Source organism: Archangium minus (assembly GCF_044360475.1).
GTDB lineage: Bacteria > Myxococcota > Myxococcia > Myxococcales > Myxococcaceae > Archangium > Archangium minus.
In genome coordinates, this window is the sequence record NZ_CP043494.1 from 5,361,717 (window position 1) to 5,381,727 (window position 20,011).

17 protein-coding genes and 1 tRNA gene are annotated in these 20,011 nt (G+C 67.8%); 11 read left to right on the forward strand and 7 right to left on the reverse strand.

What is annotated here, in order from left to right:
• Positions 1-50: 50 nt before the first annotated feature.
• The 3 genes from F0U60_RS22120 to F0U60_RS22130 form a co-directional block, all read right to left on the reverse strand.
• Positions 51-467 (reverse strand): hypothetical protein, encoded by a 417-nt coding sequence (locus tag F0U60_RS22120; RefSeq protein ID WP_395823006.1) that lies wholly within the window; start codon positions 465-467, stop codon positions 51-53.
• Positions 468-707: 240 nt separating this feature from the next.
• A tRNA-Sec gene (locus F0U60_RS22125) sits at positions 708-804 on the reverse strand.
• A 46-nt stretch (positions 805-850) separates the two neighbouring features.
• Positions 851-1,927 carry a metallopeptidase family protein gene (locus F0U60_RS22130; RefSeq protein ID WP_395825386.1) on the reverse strand — a complete coding sequence of 359 codons (1,077 nt, stop codon included), beginning with the start codon at positions 1,925-1,927 and terminating at the stop codon, positions 851-853.
• A gap of 89 nt (positions 1,928-2,016) precedes the next feature.
• On the opposite strand from F0U60_RS22130, the gene F0U60_RS22135 reads away from it, so the two are divergent.
• Positions 2,017-2,373, forward strand: a complete 357-nt coding sequence (locus F0U60_RS22135) for a response regulator (protein ID WP_043408217.1) — start codon at positions 2,017-2,019, stop codon at positions 2,371-2,373.
• 157 nt (positions 2,374-2,530) lie between these two features.
• Positions 2,531-4,171: a chaperonin GroEL gene (groL, locus tag F0U60_RS22140; RefSeq protein WP_395823008.1), complete on the forward strand. Its 1,641-nt coding sequence runs from the start codon at positions 2,531-2,533 to the stop codon at positions 4,169-4,171.
• A 115-nt stretch (positions 4,172-4,286) separates the two neighbouring features.
• Here the strand turns inward: groL and sinK are convergent, their stop codons facing one another.
• Positions 4,287-5,876, reverse strand: coding sequence for a hybrid histidine protein kinase/response regulator SinK (sinK, locus tag F0U60_RS22145; RefSeq protein ID WP_395823010.1), 1,590 nt, complete (start codon positions 5,874-5,876; stop codon positions 4,287-4,289).
• Positions 5,877-6,016: 140 nt separating this feature from the next.
• Here sinK and F0U60_RS22150 point away from each other — a divergent pair, with 140 nt between their 5' ends.
• On the forward strand, positions 6,017-6,412 hold the full coding sequence (locus F0U60_RS22150; RefSeq protein ID WP_395823012.1) for a demethoxyubiquinone hydroxylase family protein: 396 nt from the start codon (positions 6,017-6,019) through the stop codon (positions 6,410-6,412).
• Between the two features lie 7 nt (positions 6,413-6,419).
• Here the strand turns inward: F0U60_RS22150 and F0U60_RS22155 are convergent, their stop codons facing one another.
• Complete coding sequence (locus F0U60_RS22155; RefSeq protein WP_395823014.1) at positions 6,420-7,796, reverse strand: diguanylate cyclase; 1,377 nt, start codon at positions 7,794-7,796, stop codon at positions 6,420-6,422.
• Positions 7,797-7,842: 46 nt separating this feature from the next.
• Here F0U60_RS22155 and F0U60_RS22160 point away from each other — a divergent pair, with 46 nt between their 5' ends.
• The 4 genes from F0U60_RS22160 to nadC all read left to right on the forward strand — a co-directional run bounded on the left by F0U60_RS22160 (position 7,843) and on the right by nadC (position 14,621).
• On the forward strand, positions 7,843-8,658 hold the full coding sequence (locus tag F0U60_RS22160; RefSeq protein WP_395823016.1) for a chemotaxis protein CheW: 816 nt from the start codon (positions 7,843-7,845) through the stop codon (positions 8,656-8,658).
• A gap of 123 nt (positions 8,659-8,781) precedes the next feature.
• Positions 8,782-10,074, forward strand: a complete 1,293-nt coding sequence (locus F0U60_RS22165; protein WP_395823018.1) for a PleD family two-component system response regulator — start codon at positions 8,782-8,784, stop codon at positions 10,072-10,074.
• Between the two features lie 117 nt (positions 10,075-10,191).
• Positions 10,192-13,755 (forward strand): valine--tRNA ligase, encoded by a 3,564-nt coding sequence (locus tag F0U60_RS22170; RefSeq protein ID WP_395823020.1) that lies wholly within the window; start codon positions 10,192-10,194, stop codon positions 13,753-13,755.
• A 23-nt stretch (positions 13,756-13,778) separates the two neighbouring features.
• Complete coding sequence (gene nadC, locus F0U60_RS22175) at positions 13,779-14,621, forward strand: carboxylating nicotinate-nucleotide diphosphorylase (protein WP_395823022.1); 843 nt, start codon at positions 13,779-13,781, stop codon at positions 14,619-14,621.
• 9 nt (positions 14,622-14,630) lie between these two features.
• On the opposite strand, the gene F0U60_RS22180 is transcribed toward nadC, so the two are convergent.
• Positions 14,631-16,253 carry an alkaline phosphatase family protein gene (locus F0U60_RS22180; protein ID WP_395823024.1) on the reverse strand — a complete coding sequence of 541 codons (1,623 nt, stop codon included), beginning with the start codon at positions 16,251-16,253 and terminating at the stop codon, positions 14,631-14,633.
• A 95-nt stretch (positions 16,254-16,348) separates the two neighbouring features.
• Here F0U60_RS22180 and F0U60_RS22185 point away from each other — a divergent pair, with 95 nt between their 5' ends.
• The 4 genes from F0U60_RS22185 to F0U60_RS22200 all read left to right on the forward strand — a co-directional run bounded on the left by F0U60_RS22185 (position 16,349) and on the right by F0U60_RS22200 (position 18,769).
• Positions 16,349-16,750, forward strand: coding sequence for an acyl-CoA thioesterase (locus F0U60_RS22185; RefSeq protein WP_395823026.1), 402 nt, complete (start codon positions 16,349-16,351; stop codon positions 16,748-16,750).
• 39 nt (positions 16,751-16,789) lie between these two features.
• A complete protein-coding gene (glpX, locus tag F0U60_RS22190; RefSeq protein ID WP_395823028.1) occupies positions 16,790-17,755 on the forward strand; it encodes a class II fructose-bisphosphatase in 966 nt (321 codons plus the stop codon).
• Positions 17,756-17,782: 27 nt separating this feature from the next.
• A complete protein-coding gene (locus tag F0U60_RS22195; protein ID WP_395823030.1) occupies positions 17,783-18,208 on the forward strand; it encodes a type II toxin-antitoxin system RatA family toxin in 426 nt (141 codons plus the stop codon).
• 381 nt (positions 18,209-18,589) lie between these two features.
• On the forward strand, positions 18,590-18,769 hold the full coding sequence (locus F0U60_RS22200; protein ID WP_395823032.1) for a hypothetical protein: 180 nt from the start codon (positions 18,590-18,592) through the stop codon (positions 18,767-18,769).
• Between the two features lie 99 nt (positions 18,770-18,868).
• On the opposite strand, the gene F0U60_RS22205 is transcribed toward F0U60_RS22200, so the two are convergent.
• Positions 18,869-19,933 carry an ADP-ribosylglycohydrolase family protein gene (locus tag F0U60_RS22205; protein ID WP_395823034.1) on the reverse strand — a complete coding sequence of 355 codons (1,065 nt, stop codon included), beginning with the start codon at positions 19,931-19,933 and terminating at the stop codon, positions 18,869-18,871.
• Between the last annotated feature and the right edge of the window lie 78 nt (positions 19,934-20,011).

Here is a 20,011-nt window from a genome sequence, read left to right on the forward strand (position 1 = left end):
GCGCGCGTTTATCCAAGCCTGCGCAAGCACGACGCGCTCTAAGCATGCGTTCAACGATGGCAGTACCGATTGCGCGACCTCTCGCGGCTCGAGCAATCCGGCAGTGCTGGTGAGCCTGAGAACAGTGAGATGAAGGAGAATGCCATGTCATCGTCGAGAGCGAAGAGCGGCGCGAGAAAGCGGTCTTTCACCTCGTCCGCCGGCAAATGCAATCCAACCATGGTCAGGAAGTGAGCGAGGGTGCTGCGCCATTCTAGCAGCTCGGTCGAGCGCCTATGCTGGAGCGTCCAACTCAGCAACTCGTTGCAGAAAGCGAGGACGGTGTCACGATAGTCAGCGTCCGCGAGGAGCTTATCGACGGGCAGCGCCGACAGCACCATCCCGAGGAAATCGACAACGCGGTCCTCGAAGGTGAAGTCAGAGCCGCCCGTCTGTTCCGGGGTCGCTATGTATGTCTCGTCGCTCATCGGCGTGGAAGGCGCTCACGTTGATGTCCATGTCCACAGCCGCTCTAGCCCAGGGGGAGCAACGGGGCCGAGATGACGGTTGCTTGATCGGTGCCTGGTTTGAGGCGCGGTGGGGGGCGAATGCCCGCCAAATCTTGTACGTAATCCGTACGTAACTGACTGAACGCCTGCGTACTCGTCCGAACACTTGGACCCAGCGGCCCGGCAGGCCCAAGTGCCCGTTCCCAGAGGAGAAACGGCTCGGTAGGACAGAGGAATCGAACCTCCCAGGGACATGTCTCCATGCCCCCCACCGGTTTTGAAGACCGGGCCGGCCACCAGGTCCGGAGGTCCTACCACTCGCGATTACTGCCGGGCCGCGCGTTCCTCGTCAACGCCGCGCTTCAATCCAACCCACGCTGCCACAAGTCATCCTCGTCGAGCCCCATCAGATGCCCGACCTCGTGCATCACCGTGATGCCGATCTGCTCGATGAGCTCCTCCCGCGTCTTCGCGAAGCGCTCCAGGTTCTTCTGGTACAGCACGATGGAGGCAGGGTAGGGGTCGAACCCCCCGAGGATGCTGTTGCGCTCGCCCACCGGTGAACCCCGGAACACGCCCAGGATGCACGGAGACAGGGGCGGCGACTCCCCCAGCAGATCCTCATCCTTGGGAATCTCCTCCACCGCGATGGTGACGTTGTCCAGGTACTCCTTCACGTGCCCGGGCAGCGCCTTCACCGCGTCCTCCACCGCCTTGTCGAAGGCCTCCTCGCCCAGCTCCACCGGTGGGGGGAACTCCTCCGGCGCCAGCGCCTGGGCCTTCCCGAACCGCTTGCGCGCCTCCTTCCCGTCGCCGCGCCGCTCCGCCAGCAGTCCCAGGTAGTGGTGCGCCCACGGCTCGTCCGCGGCGTCCTTGAGCACCTCCTCGAACGCCGCTTGCGCCTCCGGGAACCGGCACAGCTCGAACAGGGAGATGGCCCGCTCCAGCCGCGCCTCCACGGACTTCGGCACATGCCCCAGCGCCGCCTCCAGGCTCGCCATGGCCCGCGCACACTCGCCCACCTGGTTCAGTCCGGTGCCCTCCAGCAGGAGGAACTCGAAGAGGAGCTCCACGTCGCCTGCCCGCTGGGCCAGCTTCTTTCCCCGCGAACAGAGGGTGAGGCCTTCTTCCACCGCCTCGCGATCGTCTCCCGCCCGGCCCACCAGGCACTCGGCCGCTCCGAACAGCAGCTCCAGATCCTCCGGGGCCTCCTTCAGGGCCCTCGCGTAGGCCTCCAGGGACTCCTCGATGCGCCCCAATTCCGCCAGGATTGCCGCCCGCCAGTGCAGGGCCTCCGCGAGCCCGGGGGCCTCGGCCAGCAGCGCCTCCACCCCGGCCAGGGCCTCCTCGAAGGAGCCCTCCTCGAAGGCCGCCGCCACCTCGTCGAGTCGAACCTCCGCGTCCGACGGCGCCGCCCACTTCGACGTCCGCTTCCCCATGTGCGGCGACATACGAACCCCTTCCGCGCGTTGTCAACGTGCGGCACGGCTGTTACGTTCCGCGGCCTCCTCACCGCTCATAAGGGTCCGTGAACATTCTGGTCGTGGATGATGATGTCGAGCTGTGCACGCTGCTCTCTCGGTTCCTCGAGAAGCACGGGTACACCGTCTATTCCGCGGCCGATGCTTTGCAGGCCCTGGATATCCTCGAGCGCCATGATGTGGGCCTGGTCATCAGCGACTACCGGATGCCCCACATGGACGGCATCCAGTTCACCGAGATGCTCAAGGCCGATCCGCGTCACCAGGGCACCTCCGTCATCCTCATGACGGGCAACGCCGACGGCAACGTCCACGACAAGGGCCTGCGCAAGGGCGTGGCCATGACGCTCGAGAAGCCCCTGGACTTCAATCAGCTTCTCAACCTCGTGCGCTTCGCCGAGTAGCCCGCCTGGCAGCCGGGCCGTCCTTTCCCCCACACGCGCTGTGTTCCGTGTTGACAACCCGGGGCTGGCTCTTATTTTGGCGCTCGCCTGGGTCGAGTGCCAACCCCAGTACTCCGGCCCCCCGTAGTACATTCTTCAATCTTTTCAGGAGGTTACGATGGCAGCGAAGGAGATCTTCTTCCACCAGTCGGCCCGTGACGCGATTCTGCGCGGCGTGCGGATCCTCGCGGACGCGGTGGCGGTGACGCTCGGCCCCAAGGGCCGCAACGTGGTCATCGAGAAGTCGTTTGGCTCGCCCACGGTGACCAAGGACGGTGTGACGGTCGCCAAGGAGATCGATCTCGAGAACAAGTTCGAGAACATGGGCGCCCAGATGGTGAAGGAAGTGGCGTCCAAGACCTCGGACAAGGCGGGTGACGGCACCACCACCGCCACCGTGCTGGCCCGCGCCATCTATGAGGAGGGCCTGAAGCTGGTGGCCGCCGGCCACAGCCCGATGGACCTCAAGCGTGGCATCGACAAGGCCGTGGAGGTGGTGGTCGAGGAGCTCAAGAAGCTGTCCAAGCCCACCGCCGACAAGAAGGCCATTGCCCAGGTGGGCACCATCTCCGCCAACGGCGACGAGACGATCGGCAACATCATCGCCGACGCCATGGAGAAGGTGGGCAAGGAGGGCGTCATCACGGTGGAGGAGGCCAAGGGCCTCGAGACGACGCTGGACGTGGTCGAGGGTATGCAGTTCGACCGCGGCTACGTGTCGCCGTACTTCGTCACCAACCGCGAGCGCATGGAGGTCGTGCTCGACGACGCCTACATCCTCATCAGCGAGAAGAAGGTCTCGTCGATGCAGGACATGATCCCCATCCTCGAGCAGGTGGCGCGCGCCAGCAAGCCGCTGCTGATCATCGCCGAGGACATTGAGGGTGAGGCCCTGGCCACCCTGGTGGTGAACAAGATCCGCGGCGTGCTGAACGTGGCGGCGGTGAAGGCGCCGGGCTTCGGTGACCGTCGCAAGGAGATGCTCAAGGACATCGCCACGCTGACGGGCGGCATGGTGGTGAGCGAGGAGCTGGGTCACAAGTACGAGTCCCTCACCCTCAACGACCTGGGCCGCGCCAAGCGCATCACCATCGACAAGGACAACACCACCATCGTTGACGGCGCGGGCAAGCGGCCGGACATCGAGGGCCGCATCAAGCTCATCCGCACGCAGATCGAGACGACCACCAGCGACTACGACCGCGAGAAGCTCCAGGAGCGGCTGGCGAAGCTGGCGGGCGGCGTGGCCGTCATCCACGTGGGCGCCGCGACCGAGACCGAGATGAAGGAGAAGAAGGCTCGCGTCGAGGACGCGCTGCACGCCACCCGCGCGGCCGTCGAGGAGGGCATCGTCCCTGGCGGCGGCGTGGCCTACCTGCGCTGCCTGGCGGCGCTGGAGAAGCTCAAGCTGGGCGGTGAGCAGGACTTCGGCGTGGAGATCATCCGCAAGGCCCTGCAGGAGCCGCTGCGGAAGATCGCCTCCAACGCGGGCCTCGAGGGCGCCGTCATCATCAACAAGGTCCGCGAGGGCCAGGGCGCGTTCGGCTACAACGCTCGCACCGACGTGTTCGAGGACCTGGAGAAGGCCGGCGTCATCGACCCGACCAAGGTGGAGCGCACCGCGCTGCAGAACGCGGCCTCCGTCGCCTCACTGCTGCTGACCACCGAGGCCATGGTCGCCGAGCGCCCGAAGAAGAAGGCCAAGGCCGGTGCGGCCGGCGGCGCCCCGGACTACGGCGGTGACGACCTGGAGTACTGAGAGCTAGCCCCCCCCTAGCGGGCTGATGTCGCACAGCGGCCCCGGTGTCTCCCTCTGTGGAGACGCTCGGGGCCGTGGTGTTTTACGGGGGTGCACGGGGAGGGGCCATATACCCTCACCCCAGCCCTCTCCCAGAGGGAGAGGGGGCTTGCTCCAGGATGCGGGAGAGTTCGTGGCTGAGCTCGCGAGCTTCGAGTTCTCGCGGCAAGCAGCCGGATGCGCCAGCGCGCAGGGCTTCCAGCATCATCTCCTGGGAGAGGTATTCGGCGAGCACCACGATGGGCGCTCCCTGGCCCAGCTTCCGCGCTAGCTCCAACGCCTGGCGTCCATAGGCAGGGCTGAAGTCCCAGCTCACCACCACGGCCGCCGGTGGCTCCGCCGCGGGTTCTCCGGGCGCGGTGGTGTGCACCCGTGCTTCCAGCCCCAGTCGGGAGAGGGCTTCGGTGAGCTGACGCGCCGAGGTGGGGCTGTCATCGAGCACGTCCACGCGGCGGCTGCCGGGGCGCAGACCTCGCCGAGTGGGGATGGCGCCGGCGAGTGCCTCGCGCAGCTTCGCGCGCACCTCGCGGATGTCGTCGAAGGGTTTGAGCAGGTAGTCGAGCAGCCCCAGCTCCAGCGCCTGCTGCGCCGTCACCAGCGACGGGTAGCCCGTCATCAGGATGACGCGCGAGTCTGGATCGAGCTGGCGGGCCTGCTGCGCCAGCTCCAAACCCGAGAGGCCCGGCAGGTTCTTGTCCGTGACGATCAGGTCCACCGGCCTCTGCTTCAGGTGCGCGAGCGCCTCCTCGGCGTTGGCGGCCTCGAGCACTTCGCACTCCCGCCCCATCAAATCCTTGAAGACGCTGCGGATGATGTCCTCGTCATCCACCACCAACATGCGGCGACGCGAAGTGCTCGGGGCGGGGGCGGTGGGAGCGGGGGACGAGGCGCGGGCCGGGTGCGCCGCGGGGACGGTACCTGGGGCAGGGAAGAGGACGCGGAAGACGGTGGTGGGCGGCGGTTGATCCGGCAGCACCGAGGGAGAGACGAGCTCCAGCCGCGCATGGTGCTCCTGCGCGATGCGCTTGCACACCGCGAGCCCCAGGCCGGTGCCACGCTTGCTGCCCGTCACGTACGGCTCGAAGAGGTGGCTGCGCACAGCCTCGGGGACTCCTGATCCCCAGTCCGCCACGTACATCACCGGCGACGTGCCCTCGCGCGTCAGCACCACCTTCACCCGGGCTGGCCCCGACACCGCGTCGCGCGCGTTGTTGAGGAGGTTGAGGGTGAGCTGCTCCAGCAGCCGGCCATTGCCCTGGATGGGGAAGTCCTCGGTCGCCTCCACCTGGAGCGTGACGCGGGAGGAGTCCGGGTTGAGTCCGAAGGAGCGCGCCGCCGCCTGCACGTGGGTCATCAGCGATACGGATTGCTGCGGCGCGGGGCGCTCACTTGCCAGCCGGGTGAAGTCAGAGATGATCTGCTCCATGCGCTCCACCTGGGCCAGCATCTGCCGCAGGGGGCCGCGCATGCCGATCTCCTCGGAGAGGAGCTGGGTATAGGCCTTCACGCCCAACAGCGGCTGGCGCAACTCGTGGAGCACTTCGGCGGCGAGCTGGGTGGAGCCTGAGCTGGTGCGCTGCAGCTCCGCGGCGGCGGCCTTCGCCGCGGGCAGATCACCCGCCTCCAGGGCCTGCAGCAGGTGCGCGAGCGGGGCCGGGATGTCCATGGTTCATCAGCATGGCCGACCCACAGGCCCGGCCGCAACGCGAGGCACCGGATTCCGTTGACCATCGCCCCCCAGCACACGGATGCTCCCGGCTTCCTGACGGTCTGCTCATACTGGCCGTGTGTCCCCGGAGAGCCTCCATGCCGCAAACCAACCCGTTCCACTCGATGGTGCCCAGGAAGTTGACGGACTCGGAGCTGGCCCGCGCCATCAGGCTGGACATGGAGTCGGAGCTGGACGCCATCAATCTCTACGCTGCCCACATCGATGCCACGGACAACGAGGAGGCCAAGGCCATCCTCCGCCACATCATGGACGAGGAGCGTGAGCACGCCGCGCTCTTCTGGCAGCTCATCGCCCGCCTGGATCCCGCCCAGGCCGAGCACATCAAGGTCATGTCGCGGAAGTTCCAGCTCATCGTCTCCGGCGCCTCGCACGAGGCCGTGGAGGCGGTGGGCGAGGGTGGGGAGGGCAGTGCCGCGTCGAGCGAGCCCGGCCTGGAGAAGCGGTTGACCGTGGGCTCGCTGCGGCGCTGAGCTCGGCTCAGCTCCCGGTGGGCTGGCTGTGGCGCGCCGGGGGCGTGGCCTCCAGATCCTTGGCCGCCACGTAGACGACGTTGCGGGTGCCCTTCTTGCCCCGGTACATGGCTCGGTCGGCCAGGTCCAGCAGCGTGGCCTTGTCCAGTGCGTGCTCGGGAAAGCTGGCCACGCCGATGCAGGTGGAGAGCGCCAGGGAGTGCCCCTCGCGCGCCAGGAAGCGATGGTTTTCCACGGTGCGTCGGATGCGCTCGGCCACCTTCAGCGCGCCCCCCGAGTCCGTGCCGCGCAGCAGCACCACGTACTCGTCCCCTCCGTAACGCACCGCCACGTCGCGATCACGCACGCAGCCTTTGAGGACGCGCGCCATCTCCACCAGCAACTGGGAGCCCACCAGGTGGCCGTGGGTGTCGTTGATGGACTTGAAGTAGTCCAGGTCCAGGAAGAGGAGGCTGAAGACGCCGTGGGCCTGCTGCGCGTTCTTCACCTCCCTGTCCAACACGAGGTGCAGGTAGCGGGTATTGAAGAGGTGGGTGAGGTCGTCCAGGTAGGCCAGGTCCTCCACCTCGGCGATGCGGCCCAGGTTGCGCAGGGCGAGTGCCAGGCAGCGGGCGAGGAAGCTTGTGGCCTCGGTGATCCCCTCCGGCGGCGAGCCGGGGTAGAGGAGCAGGGCATACCCGAGCAGATCCTCCCCCTCCACCGCGGGGACGAGGAGGGCAAGTGGACACATGCCCGGCAGTCCCTCCAGCACCCGTAGCTCTCGAGACTCTCCCAGGCGCGGTGCGACGAACGCGATGAGGGCGGCCTCTTGCTCCGGGTTGGTCAACTGCTGCGTGCCCAGCAACCGCGACCGGCCGCTGCCATCGGCCTGGAACAACATGACCGCGCTCGCAGAGCCCATGGCGAGGAAGGCGGCGCATGCGGTCTCCGCCAGCCGGATGCGATCCAACGTGGTGGAGATCCGCTGTCCCGTTTCCAACAAGGAGACGTATCGGCGCAGCGCGGCGTTCTCCTGCAACAACGCACGCGTGGCGAGCGCCCGGTTCACGGCGTGCTGGAGCACCTCCGGGGCCACCGGCTTGACGAGGTACTCGGCGGCTCCGCTCTTGATGGCGCGCACCGCGGGATCCACCTTGTCCAGGCCGGTGATGACGATCACTTCGATGCCGGGATAGTGGGCCTTCGTGTGCTGCAGCACCTCCATCCCGTCCCCCTGGGCAAGGATGAGGTCCGTCACCACAACGTCGTAGCGGCCAAAGGCCAGCGCCTCCTTGACCTCCGAGATGGCGGCCACAGCGGTGACCTCGTGACCCACGCCGCGCAGGTAGTCCCCGTACAGGGTCCTAGCCATCTTTTCGTCATCGACGAGGAGGATGCGCGCCATCGCGAAGGGCTTAGCACCAAGGCTCCGGGGCTGCTAGCCTACCTCCGTGCCTCCCTACGAAAGCGGACGCCGGCTCTGTCTCCTGATGGAAGCGGGCGACACGCGCTTCTCCGTCGAGGCCACCTCCGTCACGGAGGTCGCCGCGCCGGGACCCGACGAGACCAGCCTGCGTGGAGTGCAGGAGGTGGTGGACCTGTCCGTGCTGCTCGGGGGTGAGCCCGAGCAGGGGCCCGGCATGGTCGTGGTGTTTGACGTGAGCCCCTCCCTGGCGGTGCGTGTCCGCTCGATCGTCGAGGTTGTCGACGTGGCCTCGGTCCCTCACTTCCTGCTGCCCTCGGGGCTGGGGGACACATTGGCCGCGCTCAGCCGCAGTGCGGTTCTTCATAAGGAACGGCTCTATCTGGAGCTCAACGCCGACGCGCTGCCGCACGAGCCGGGCCCCGTGAGCCCTCCGCCGGAGCATCCCGTGCATCGGAGCACGTCGACTCCTGAACGCTCGCTCGTCTTCGAGTCGCAGGGGCGGTTGTTCGGCCTCCCGCTTCCCCTTGTCTCCCAGGTGGTGATGCGGGGGCCCGCCTTCAGCGCGCTGCCGGGGCGGAGTGGGGCGGTGGCGGGCGTCATGCCCCATGGACAGACGCTCTGGCCCCTCTACTCAGCCCCAGCCCTGCTGGGCACCGCTCCCGCCGTCGCCGAGTCCTTCCTCGTCCTCGCGGAGGTGGAGGGGCGAGGCCTGGGGCTGTGCGCCTCCCGGGTCCTGGGGGTCCATCCGCGCTTCGTGCCCGCCGGGGAGCCGGGGGAGTTCACCGCACCCGGAGTGCCGGCTCCCGTGCTCTTTCTGGACCTTCGGCGCATGTTTTCTTGAGCTTCCGCTTGTTTTCTTGAAGGCCCGGGTGGCGAACCGTAAGCTGCCCGGCCTAACAGTGGGACTTCGTGTCCCCTTTTCTCACCGAATTCTAGGGGGTTGGATCCCCCGAGGCCCGAACCGATGCCCAAGAATCTGCTGGTCGCCGATGACTCGCTCACCATCCGCAAGGTGATCGGGATGATCTTCGCGACCGAGGACTTTCAGGTCACCGCGGTCGACAACGGGCTGGACGCCATTACCCGGTCGCGTGAGCTGCGTCCGGACGTGGTGCTCGCGGACGTGATGATGCCGGGCAAGAACGGCTACGAGGTCTGCGAGGCGCTCAAGAACGATCCGGCTACGCAGAACATCCCCGTCCTGTTGCTGGCCGGCACCTTCGAGGCCTTCGACGAGGCCCGTGCGCGCGCGGCCAGGGCGGACGACCACATCACCAAGCCCTTCGAGAGCCAGGTCCTGTTGGACAAGGTGAAGACGCTGGTGGGGCAGAAGTCCAACACGATGCCCGCTTCCGCCGCCACGCAGGTGATTGCCGCTGCCCCTGCGGCCGCCGCTCCCACCCAGCCGCGTCCTCCCGCGGCGGGCCCCACGGGTCCGGGGGGCATGCCGCGGCCTCCGGGGCCGGGTATTCCGCCAGGGCCAGGCGCTCCGGGCATGGCGCGTCCGGGTGTTCCTCCTGGGCCGGGGATGCCTCCGGGCGCGGGTCCGCGTCCGGGCATGCCGCCGGGGCCGGGGGGTGTTCCTCCGCCGGGCATGGCGCGTCCGGGCATGCCGCCGGGGCCGGGGTGTTCCTCCGCCGGGCATGGCGCGTCCGGGCATGCCACCGGGGCCGGGGGTGTTCCTCCGCCGGGCATGACGCGTCCGGGTATGCCGCCGGGGCCGGGGGGTGTTCCTCCGCCGGGCATGGCGCGTCCGGGTATGCCGCCGGGGCCGGGGGGTGTTCCTCCGCCGGGCATGGCGCGTCCGGGTATGCCGCCGGGGCCGGGGGTGTTCCTCCGCCGGGCCCGGGGGGTGTTCCGCCGGGTATGGCGCGTCCAGGCATGCCGCCGGCGCCGGGCGGTGCTCCCGTGGGAGGGGGGCTGCCTCGTCCGCCGGGTGCCACGCCTCTTCCCGGGGCGATGCCTGCCGCTCGCGGCAAGGATCCGTTCGGACTCGGTGCGGCACCTGCTGCCCATCAGCCCGCTCCTGTCGAGGAGCCGATCTCCGAGGTGGGAGGGCTGGAGGATCTGTCACTGGATGAGCCCGCGGCTCCGGCTCCTTCCGTGGAGGCGCGGCAAGCTCCTGCCGCCGATGGGGGCGAGGCGCAGCTGCGCGAGGCTCTCTCGAGGGCTTCTCGAGAGGTCATCGAGAAGATCGCCTGGGAGGTCGTTCCCCAGCTGGCCGAGACGATCATTCGCGAGGAGTTGGAGCGGTTGATCAAGGATCGCGAGACGAAGCACTGAGCTCGAATCGTCGTACCTGGCTTCTACACCCCGACCGGCCCCCGTCGGGCCGGTCCTTCCACCGGCCCGCGTGGGCCGGTTCTCGTTTTCCATGAGCGATACGACCGAACTTCCGAAGGCCTATGATCCCACTGAGGTCGAGGCCCGTTGGTATGCCTGCTGGATGGAGCGGAACTACTTCCGCGCTGAGCCCACCTCCGACAAGCCTTCCTTCTGCATTGTGCTGCCGCCGCCCAACGTGACGGGCAGCCTGCACCTGGGACACGCGCTCACGGCGACCATCCAGGACATCCTCATCCGGTGGAAGCGCATGAGCGGCTTCAACGCCCTGTGGGTGCCCGGGACGGATCACGCCGGCATCGCCACGCAGATGGTGGTGGAGCGCGAGCTCAAGGAGAAGGAGAAGAAGAGCCGCCACGACCTGGGCCGCGAGAAGTTCCTCGAGCGCGTCTGGGAGTGGAAGCACAAGTACGGCCAGCGCATCAACGAGCAGCAGAAGGTGCTCGGTGCCAGCCTGGACTGGAGCCGTGAGCGCTTCACCATGGATCCGGGCGTCTCGGCCGCCGTGCGCGAGGTCTTCGTGCGGCTGCACGAGGAGGGCCTCATCTACCGGGCCCAGAAGCTCATCAACTGGTGCCCCTCGTGCCACACCGCGCTTAGCGATCTGGAGGTCGAGCACGAGGAGAAGCAGGGCTCGCTCTGGCACCTCCAGTACCCGGTGAAGGGCAGCGACCGGAAGCTCACGGTCGCCACCACGCGTCCGGAGACGATGCTCGGCGATACCGCCGTGGCCATCCACCCGGAGGACGAGCGCTACCTGGGGCTTGCTGGTCAGAGCGTGGTGCTGCCGCTCTCCGGCCGGGAGATTCCGATCATCGCCGACGCCCAGCTGGTGGATCCGGCCTTCGGAACCGGCGTGGTGAAGGTGACGCCGGCCCATGACTTCAACGACTACCAGACGGGTCTGCGGCACCAGCTGCCGATGATCAACGTCCTGGACGAGTCCGCGCGCATCAACCAGGAGGGTGGGGCGTACGCGGGCCTGGACCGGTTCGCCGCGCGCAAGAAGGTCCTCGAGGACCTCACGGCCCAGGGCCTGCTGGAGAAGGAGGAGCCGCACAAGCTGTCCGTCGGCGGCTGCCAGCGCTGCGGCACGGTGGTGGAGCCGCGCCTGTCTCCGCAGTGGTTCGTGAAGATTGAGCCCCTCGCGAAGCCCGCCATCGAGGCGGTGGAGCAGGGCCGCACGAAGATCATCCCGGAGTCGTGGACCCACACGTACTTCCACTGGATGCGCAACATCCACGACTGGACCATCAGCCGCCAGCTGTGGTGGGGCCACCAGATTCCCGCCTGGTACTGCGTCGACTGCAGCCCGCGCCTGGAGGCGACCGGAGGCATCGACTTCTCGCGCGCTGAGCCCCTCGTCTCGCGCACGGCCCCGGAGAAGTGCCCCAAGTGCGAGGGCTCGCGCCTCGAGCAGGACCCGGACGTGCTCGACACGTGGTTCTCCTCGGGCCTGTGGCCCTTCAGCACCCTGGGCTGGCCCGAGCAGACGCCCGAGCTGCGGACCTTCTACCCGAACTCCGTCATGGAGACGGGCCACGACATCCTCTTTTTCTGGGTCGCCCGGATGATGATGTTCGGCCTGCACTTCATGAAGGACGTGCCCTTCCGCACCGTGTACCTGCACGCGATGGTGCGCGACGAGAAGGGCGAGAAGATGTCCAAGACGAAGGGGAATGTGATCGATCCCCTCGACATCATCCAGGGCGCCCCGCCGGAGCAGCTCGCCAAGAACCTGCGCAACAAGTTCCCCCAGGGCATGCCCGCCCACGGTGCGGACGCGCTGCGCTTCACCCTCGCGTCGCTCACCCAGCAGGGCCGCGACATCAAGCTCTCGTTGGACCGAGTGGCCGGCTACAAGGCCTTTGCCAACAAGCTGTGGAACGCCAGCCGCTTCGCCCTGATGAACATGGGCGACTTCAAGCTGGACGAGCGCCCCATCAAGGAGCGTGAGCTCACCCTGGCGGACCGGTGGATTCTCTCTCGGCTGCAGCGCGCCACCGTGGAGACCCATCAGGCGCTGGAGGCGTACAACTTCGGCGAGGCCGCCTCCACGCTCTACCAGTTCCTCTGGGCCGAGTTCTGCGACTGGTACATCGAGCTCTCCAAGAGCTCGCTCTACGGCGAGGACGCCCGGGCCAAGGACAACACCCGCGCGGTGCTCGTGTTCTGCCTGGACCGCATCCTGCGGTTGCTCCACCCGTTCATGCCGTTCATCACCGAGGAGATCTGGCAGAAGCTGCCCATGTCGCGGGCGGCCGACTCCATCATGATCTCCCCGTTCCCCAAGCCGGACGCGTCACTCGAGGACGCTGCGGCTGAGGCGGAGATGGGCCCGGTCATCGCGGCCATCGAGGGGCTGCGCAACATCCGCGGCGAGAGCAACCTGCCGCCCTCGGCTCGCATCACCGCGTATGTGCAGAGCCCGGACGAGCGCACCCGCGAGCTGCTCGAGCGGTGGCGCAGCTACCTGATGCCGCTGGCCGGACTGGGCGAGCTGCGCATCGGGGCGCCGGGTCCCAAGCCGGCACAGTCCGCGGCCTTCGTGGGCCCGCAGATGGAGGTCTTCGTGCCGCTCGCGGGCCTCATCGACGTGGACGCCGAGCGCGAGCGCCTGAGCAAGGAGATCACCCGCTCCGAGCAGGAGCTGGGCGGCATCAAGCGCAAGCTGGACAACCCCAACTTCGTCGCCAAGGCTCCCCCGGACGTGGTGGAGAAGGACCGCGCCCGCGTCGAGGAGTTGGACGCGCGCATCTCCAAGCTGAAGGACAGCCTGACCCGGCTCGAGCCAGAGGCGGCCACGCCCGCTAGCGAGCCGGAGACGTCGGCCCGTGTGGACGAGGCGCCCGCGCCCGCCCCTGAGCCCAGTGCCGAGAAGGCGGACATCGAGGGCGAGGTCATCAAGGCCGAAGCGGGTGCCGTCGAAGGCGAGGTCGTCGCCGAAGTCGTCAAGGCCGAAGCGGGCGCCGTCGAGGCGGAGGCCGTCGAGGAGGAGGAGCCCGAGGTGGAGGCCGTCGAGGACGAGGAGGAGGAGGAGGATCCCGAGACGGAGGCCGTCGAGAGCGAGGAGGAGGAGGAGCCCGAGACGGAGGCCGTCGAGAGCGAGGAGGAGGAGCAGGCTCCTGCGGCGAAGCCCGAGCGCAAGGGCGGCATCGCCCGCGGCGCGGTGAAGACGAAGGCCGCGCCTGAGGCCAAGGTCACGCCCATCAAGGCCCCGGCGGAGAAGAAGGCTCCCGCGAAGAAGGCCGCGCCCGCGAAGAAGGCCGCGCCTGCGAAGAAGGTGGCTTCCGCCAGCAAGGCTCCGGCGAAGAAGGCACCCGTGAAGAAGTCGGCGGCCAAGAAGGCTCCGACGAAGAAGGCCGCCGCGGCGAAGAAGGCCACTCCCGCCAAGAAGGCCGCGGCCAAGAAGGCACCCGTGAAGAAGGCCGCGGCGAAGAAGACGCCGGTGAAGAAGGTCACGGCCAAGAAGGCCGCGACCAAGGCCAAGGTGCCTGCCCGGAGCTCGGCCAAGACGAAGGTGAAGCCGGCGGTTCGCAAGGCCCCCGCTCGGAAGAAGTCGGCGGCTTCCCGTGTAGCCAAGACCCGGCGCTGACCTCAATCGGAGACGCGACTCGCATGGACGCCTTCCTGGATCGCCTCATCTCGCTCGCCCTCGAGGAAGACCTCGGGGCGGCGGGTGACATCACTACTGACGCCCTCATCCCCGTGGATGCCCAGGGCACTGCCGAGCTGATCGCCAAGGAGCGGCTCGTGATCGCCGGTCTGGACGCCTTCGCCCGCGTCTTCGAGCGCGTGGATCCCTCCTCCAAGGTCGAGCTCCTCACGCGAGACGGGCAGGAGGTGCAGCCCAAGGGGTTGGTGGCCCGGGTGCGCGGCAGCATGCGCGGTCTCCTCACGGCCGAGCGCACCGCCCTCAACATCGTCCAGCGCACCTCGGGCATGGCCACCATGGCCCAACAGGTCATGGCCGCGGTGCGCGGCACGAAGCTGAGGATCCTCGACACGCGGAAGACCTCTCCCGGCATGCGCTCGCTGTCCAAGCTGGCCGTGAAGGCCGGTGGCGCCTTCAACCACCGCTTCGGGCTCTTCGATGGCGTCCTCATCAAGGACAACCACATCGCGGCCGTGGGCGGCTCCGTCCGCGAGGCGCTCCGTCGGGCCCGCACCAATGCGCCCCAGTTGGTGAAGATCGAGATCGAGGTCACCAACCTGGATCAGCTCGCCGCCGCGCTCGAGGAGGGCGCGGACGTGGTGATGCTCGACAACATGGACGACGAGCAGATTCGCCGCGCGGTGGAGCTGACCGGCGGCCGCATTCCCCTCGAGGTCTCCGGCGGCATCACGCTGGAGCGCCTGCCACGCCTGGCCAAGCTCGGTGTGGACTTCGTGTCCATGGGCGCGCTCACCCACTCGGCACGCGCCATGGACCTGTCCCTGGAGATCGTCCAGGCGCACTAGCCTGGCCGCTCAGCGGCCGTTGCCGAGGGCCTCGTAGCGGGGCTCTCCCTCGGCGGAGGCAGGAAGGCCTATCTCCAGCGCCGCCGCCACGGTGGGCGCCACGTCTGTGGTGCTGATCTCCCGCGTGTACGTGCCCGGCTTCACCCCTCTGCCCGCCAGGATGAGGGGCACCAGCTGATCATACGCATACGGGGTGCCGTGGTTGGTGCCGACGGACTCGGTGCTGATGACGTGGAAGGGCTTCACCACGAAGAGCACGTCGCCGCTGCGTTCCGGGAAGTAGCCGCGTCGCAGCGGCATCACCAGCCCCGCCACATCCGGAACCGTGTAGAGGTCGTCGCGCGCCACTGCCAGGGTGACGGAGGGCTGCTTCGTCAGCCAGGTCGCCGCGGCCCGCCGCACCGCCACTCCGTCCACCTTGCCGCCCTCCAGCGTCTTGCCCCCCAGGTACACGTCCAGCTCCTCAATGGTGGCAGTGATGTCCCCGCCGAACTGCTTGCGCAGTGCCTCGGTCAGGCCCTTGGAGAGCGCAGCGGGGTTTACGCGCTCGGCGGCCACCCCCGAGGCGGCCCACTGCTCGGGTACCGCCGCGCCCCCGTGGTCGGCCGTGAGCACCACGAGGAGGTTGGCCCGTCCTCCCGCGGCGCGCTCGGCCAGGGCCACCAGGTCACCCACCGCCTTGTCCAACCGGTACAACGTGTCCTGCATCTCCCACGAGGTGGGGCCGTACTGGTGGAAGACACGGTCGGTGGCGCTGAAGCTCACCGCGAGCATGTCCGGCACCTCGTCCTTGCCCAGGCCCTCGCCCTCGACGGCAGCCCGTGCGGCCTTCACCACGAAATCCAGCGACAGGGGAGAGATGGCGAAGGCGGAGTACGCCTGGGGGCCGGGGGAGGTGAGGCCGCCCGTGAGCGGATGAGGGAAGGTGCGGCCCAGGCCGTAGAACTCACCCTCGTAGGTCCGATCATCCTCTCCCACGTACTCGGTCCGAGGCAGCAGCGGCTCCCACGTCTTGCTGAACCAGGCCTCGGGCGGGTTGGCCGCGTTGAAGGTCTTCAACCAGCCGGGCAGCTCCTTCGTGTACCAGGTGCCCGTGACGAACTTCCCCACCGTCTCGTCGTACCAGTAGGCCTGGCCGAGTCTGCCGGCCAGAGGAATGGCCGAGCGCGCCTTGCCCGACAAGGCGATGACCTTGCCCTGCTCGTGCGTGGCGAGCCGGAGCTTGTCCGCCACCGTCTCCGCCATGAGGGTGGCCGGGCTCACGTCCTCCTGGGAGAGCGGCGCCTCCAACACGGGGTGCGTTGGATCCGGGAAGACGCGCTCGGGCTTGCCCGTGGCCCGGTCGATGATCCGGTTGTCCACGATGCCGTGGCGCCAGGGATTGGCCCCAGTGGCCAGCGTGGCGTGGCCCGGCGCGGTGCGCGGCTTGGCGTAGTCATAACGAGCGTACGGGTAGAAGGCCCCCGAGTCGGTGAGTTGCCGCAGCCCACCCTTGAGGCGGGGCCGGGTGCGCAGCAGGAGATCCGAGCCCAGCGCATCCACGGTGATGAAGAGCGTCAGCCGGGGCGGCTTCGCCAGCGCGGGCAGGGCGAGGAGCAGCAGCAGGAGGGGAAGGGCGCGGAAGCGGAACATGGCCTCCATCCTCCATGCCTCGTGCTCAGAAGCAACCAACTCCCGAGCGTCACGCTTTCCGGTCGAACACTGCCCTGTTACGGTCACCGCGACTCATGGTCGAAGCACGCGTTCGAGTGATCTACGGCGACACGGACCAGATGGGGGTCGTGTATCACGCCAATTATTTCCGCTACTTCGAGTTTGCACGCGGCGAGTACTTCCGTGCGCGTGGCGGTAGCTACCGCGAGTTGGAGCGCGACGGGCTGATGCTGCCCGTGGTAGAGGCCACCGCTTCCTACAGGTCGCCCGCTCGCTACGAGGACGTGCTGCTCGTGCGCACCCTTGTCAGTGAGGTGAAGAGGGTGTCACTGACCTTCACCTACGAGATCTTCCGTGAAGGGGGCTCGGACATCCCGTTGGTCACGGGGCGCACCGTCCATGCCTGTGTGAGCCGTGAAGGCAAGCCCACCCGTCTGCCAGAGGCGATCGTGCGCATGTTGCAGGAAGCGCCCTGAGTTCCCACTTCTTTCCAGCGTTTCAAGGAGACACCCACAATGGATCGCAACCTGGCAATGGAGGCCGTGCGCGTCACCGAGATGGCGGCCATCGCCTCCGCCCGTTTGATGGGCCGCGGCAACAAGAACGAGTCGGATCAGGTCGCTGTGGACGCCATGCGCAAGGCGTTCGATGCCCTGCAGATCAACGGCACGGTGGTCATCGGAGAGGGTGAGCGCGACGAGGCCCCCATGCTCTACATCGGCGAGAAGGTGGGTCGGCGCAATCCGGAGGATCCGGAAGTGGACATCGCGTTGGATCCGCTCGAGGGCACCAACCTGTGCGCCTACGGCCGACCGGGTGGCATCTCCGTGGTGGCCATGGCCAGCAAGGGCAATCTGCTCAACGCGCCGGACACCTATATGGAGAAGATCGCCGTGGGCCCGCGCGCCAAGGGCGCCATCGACCTGCGCCGCACCCCCACCGAGAACCTCCACGCCATCGCGGAGAAGATGCGGGTCTACGTGTCGGACCTCACGGTGGTCATCCTCGACCGTGAGCGGCACGCGGACCTCATCAAGGAGGTGCGGGCCGCGGGCGCGCGCATCCGCCTCATCGAGGACGGGGACGTGGCCGGCGGCATCTCCACCTGCTTCGAGGACACGGGTGTGGACGTGCTGATGGGCATTGGCGGCGCCCCTGAGGGCGTCATCACCGCCGCGGCCATCCGCTCGGTGGGCGGTGACATGCAGGGCCGGCTGGTGCCCCGCAACAACGATGAGATCGCTCGCGCCAAGCGCATGGGCATCTCCGACATCTCGAAGATCTACTCGGCCGAGGAGTTGGCCGGCGGCGAGGTGATGTTCGCCGCCACCGGCGTCACCACGGGCGACTTCTTGCGCGGTGTGCGCTTCTTCGGCAGTGGTTGTGAGACCCACTCAGTGGTGATGCGTAGCAAGACGGGCACGGTGCGCTTCGTTCAATCCCGGCACCGGTTCGACCAGAAACCGGGTTACAACCTCTAGGCAAACCCGAGTACGGAGGTACGAACCATGGCTGGCGCCACTCGCTCCATCGTCATCAACGCTCCCCCGGAGAAGGTCTTCGACGTCATTGTCGACTACGACCGCTACGCGGAGTTCATCCCCGAGGTGAAGAAGATCCGGACCTCGGACCGCAAGGGCAACGAGGTCAAGATTCACTACGAAGTCGATATCGTGAAGACGATCCACTACACCCTCCTCGCCAGGGAGGAGCGGCCCAAGCGGATGTCCTGGACCTTCGTCGAGGGCGAGGTGATGAAGGACAACCAGGGCAGCTGGGTGCTCGAGCCCGAGGGCGAGGGCCGCACCAAGGCCACCTACACGGTGGACATGGCCCTGGGGCCGCTGGTGCCCAAGGCCATCATCAACGGGCTGGTGGAGCAGTCGCTGCCGAAGATGCTGGAAGCCTTCAAGCGCCGGGTCGAGGGCACCTAATCCTCCGGCTGACAAGTACCCCCCGGTACGACCGGGGGGCAGGCGGGAGGCCGTGCCAAGCCCTGACAGTCCCGTGACATCGGATGTGCTCAGGACTCCTACGAGTTGGACCGCTTGCGGGGATCGCTGACTCGATTACAATCCAGTCAACGTTCTCGGCATCCAGTGGTTCAAGGCCACTTCGACTTCTAGACATTTCCGCCAGGTCTGGTCGTAGGGTGGTAGACGGGCAAGCATACGAGGTTGCAAGCACGTACTCAGAAAGGAACCAGGGCCCTTACTTTGCATCTGAAGAACTCAGAAGCCGATAGGTGGCAGGAATCCAGGAGCGGGATGGCGGGCGTACATCAGGGTACGTAGGCTGAGGGAGAAACCGAACCCATGCTCGACGCCTTCATCATCGAGGAAATCAAGCGCCGGGAGAGGAACCGGGAGGAGCGGGAGCGTCCCGCGCTCGAGATTCCGCTTCCGATGCCCGAGGAGCGCCCGCGGCGCCGATCGGAGGCTGACGACGACGAGAAGCCCCAGCGCGGCGTCATCGTTATCGACATGCTCGGCTGAGCGGCCACTCCGCTCCCTCTCGCGAGGCCCGCAGTGGACGTCCCCTCCTGGGGACGGCTCCACGCGGGCTTTGTGCTTTCTGAGACAGGTATAAGCCCGTCACTCGGGAGCCAGCAGCAGCAGGTGTCGAGGGTGGTAGAGGCTCCAGAGGGCCCCTGCGCTCGGGCCCGGAGACTCCAGCACCCCGTGCCGCCAGTCCGACGGGATGGCGTCCTCGCCATGGAATGCGCCCAGGAGCGCTCCGGCGACGGCCCCGTTCACGTCCGCGTCCCCGCCCCGGTTGACGACGTCCACGAGCCCGGCCTCGAAGCTGGGCGCGTGGAGCAACTCCCAATACGCCAGCCGGAAGGCCACTCGCACATGGTCCTGTTTCCGGAGCATGTGGAGGTCCGGCCAGTAGAGCATCGGATCCTCCCGTTGCGCCGCGGCCAGGTCCTCCTTGAGGAAGGTGGTGGCGGTCGAGACTTCCTGGACGAAGTCACCCGCCGAGCGGCCCAGGGTCGCACTGGCCACCATGAGTCCGCTCAGCGCGGCCGTGATGAGGTCCTCCTTGCGGAGCTGTTCGCCCGCGGTGAGGGCGTGTGCGATAGAGCCATTGAGGGCGGCGCACGCCAACTGGCAGCGCGGGTCAAAGTGGGTGAGCGCGGAGTCTGCCAGCGAGGCCTGCACCCGGGCCTGGGTGTCCTCGCAGAAGAAGACGCCAATAGGCGCGGTGCGTGCGAGGCTGCCGTTGCTTGCCACGCGCCTGAAACCTCGCAGCCACACGCGCCGCCCGGCCGTCGCTTTGGGCAGGCCGGACTCGAGCGCCTCGGTCATCACCTCCTGGGTGTGCTCGCTCTTGCCCACGGCATGGCCCTGCCAGGCGAGGTAGCGGCCCATCATGTGGGCTGCGTCGTAGCTCCCCAACTCGCGCAGGCCCGTGCCCAGGCAGCTCGCCATCTGCCCGCTTTCGCCCACCTGGCCTGGCCGAAGCTCGAAGGGACCTCCACCCTTGAGCTTGCGATGGGGCCCCTCGATGAGCTGGGGGAAGGCAGGCGCGACAAGGGACCTTGTCTTCAAGGGGACACCGAGCGCATTTCCTACAGCGAGCCCTAGGAGTGCGCCCCGGCCACGCAGGTGGGGGGACAGGTCAGGCTCGGGTGGGGAAGGGCGACGTGGCGGCATAAGGTGAGCGGTTGTGGCTTCGGTGGGTCGACAGTGTAGCAGTCCCCCCCATAAGCAAGCTTGCGAGTGACAGGAGCG

Bases quoted from the DNA above. Each gene is read 5' to 3' on its own strand.
- F0U60_RS22120 (WP_395823006.1), bottom strand. From the start codon at position 467: ATGAGCGACGAGACATACATAGCGACCCCGGAACAGACGGGCGGCTCT.
- F0U60_RS22130 (WP_395825386.1), bottom strand. From the start codon at position 1,927: ATGGGGAAGCGGACGTCGAAGTGGGCGGCGCCGTCGGACGCGGAGGTT.
- groL (WP_395823008.1), top strand. From the start codon at position 2,531: ATGGCAGCGAAGGAGATCTTCTTCCACCAGTCGGCCCGTGACGCGATT.
- sinK (WP_395823010.1), bottom strand. From the start codon at position 5,876: ATGGACATCCCGGCCCCGCTCGCGCACCTGCTGCAGGCCCTGGAGGCG.
- F0U60_RS22150 (WP_395823012.1), top strand. From the start codon at position 6,017: ATGCCGCAAACCAACCCGTTCCACTCGATGGTGCCCAGGAAGTTGACG.
- F0U60_RS22155 (WP_395823014.1), bottom strand. From the start codon at position 7,796: ATGGCGCGCATCCTCCTCGTCGATGACGAAAAGATGGCTAGGACCCTG.
- F0U60_RS22165 (WP_395823018.1), top strand. From the start codon at position 8,782: ATGCCCAAGAATCTGCTGGTCGCCGATGACTCGCTCACCATCCGCAAG.
- F0U60_RS22170 (WP_395823020.1), top strand. From the start codon at position 10,192: ATGAGCGATACGACCGAACTTCCGAAGGCCTATGATCCCACTGAGGTC.
- nadC (WP_395823022.1), top strand. From the start codon at position 13,779: ATGGACGCCTTCCTGGATCGCCTCATCTCGCTCGCCCTCGAGGAAGAC.
- F0U60_RS22180 (WP_395823024.1), bottom strand. From the start codon at position 16,253: ATGTTCCGCTTCCGCGCCCTTCCCCTCCTGCTGCTGCTCCTCGCCCTG.
- F0U60_RS22185 (WP_395823026.1), top strand. From the start codon at position 16,349: ATGGTCGAAGCACGCGTTCGAGTGATCTACGGCGACACGGACCAGATG.
- glpX (WP_395823028.1), top strand. From the start codon at position 16,790: ATGGATCGCAACCTGGCAATGGAGGCCGTGCGCGTCACCGAGATGGCG.
- F0U60_RS22195 (WP_395823030.1), top strand. From the start codon at position 17,783: ATGGCTGGCGCCACTCGCTCCATCGTCATCAACGCTCCCCCGGAGAAG.
- F0U60_RS22200 (WP_395823032.1), top strand. From the start codon at position 18,590: ATGCTCGACGCCTTCATCATCGAGGAAATCAAGCGCCGGGAGAGGAAC.
- F0U60_RS22205 (WP_395823034.1), bottom strand. From the start codon at position 19,933: ATGCCGCCACGTCGCCCTTCCCCACCCGAGCCTGACCTGTCCCCCCAC.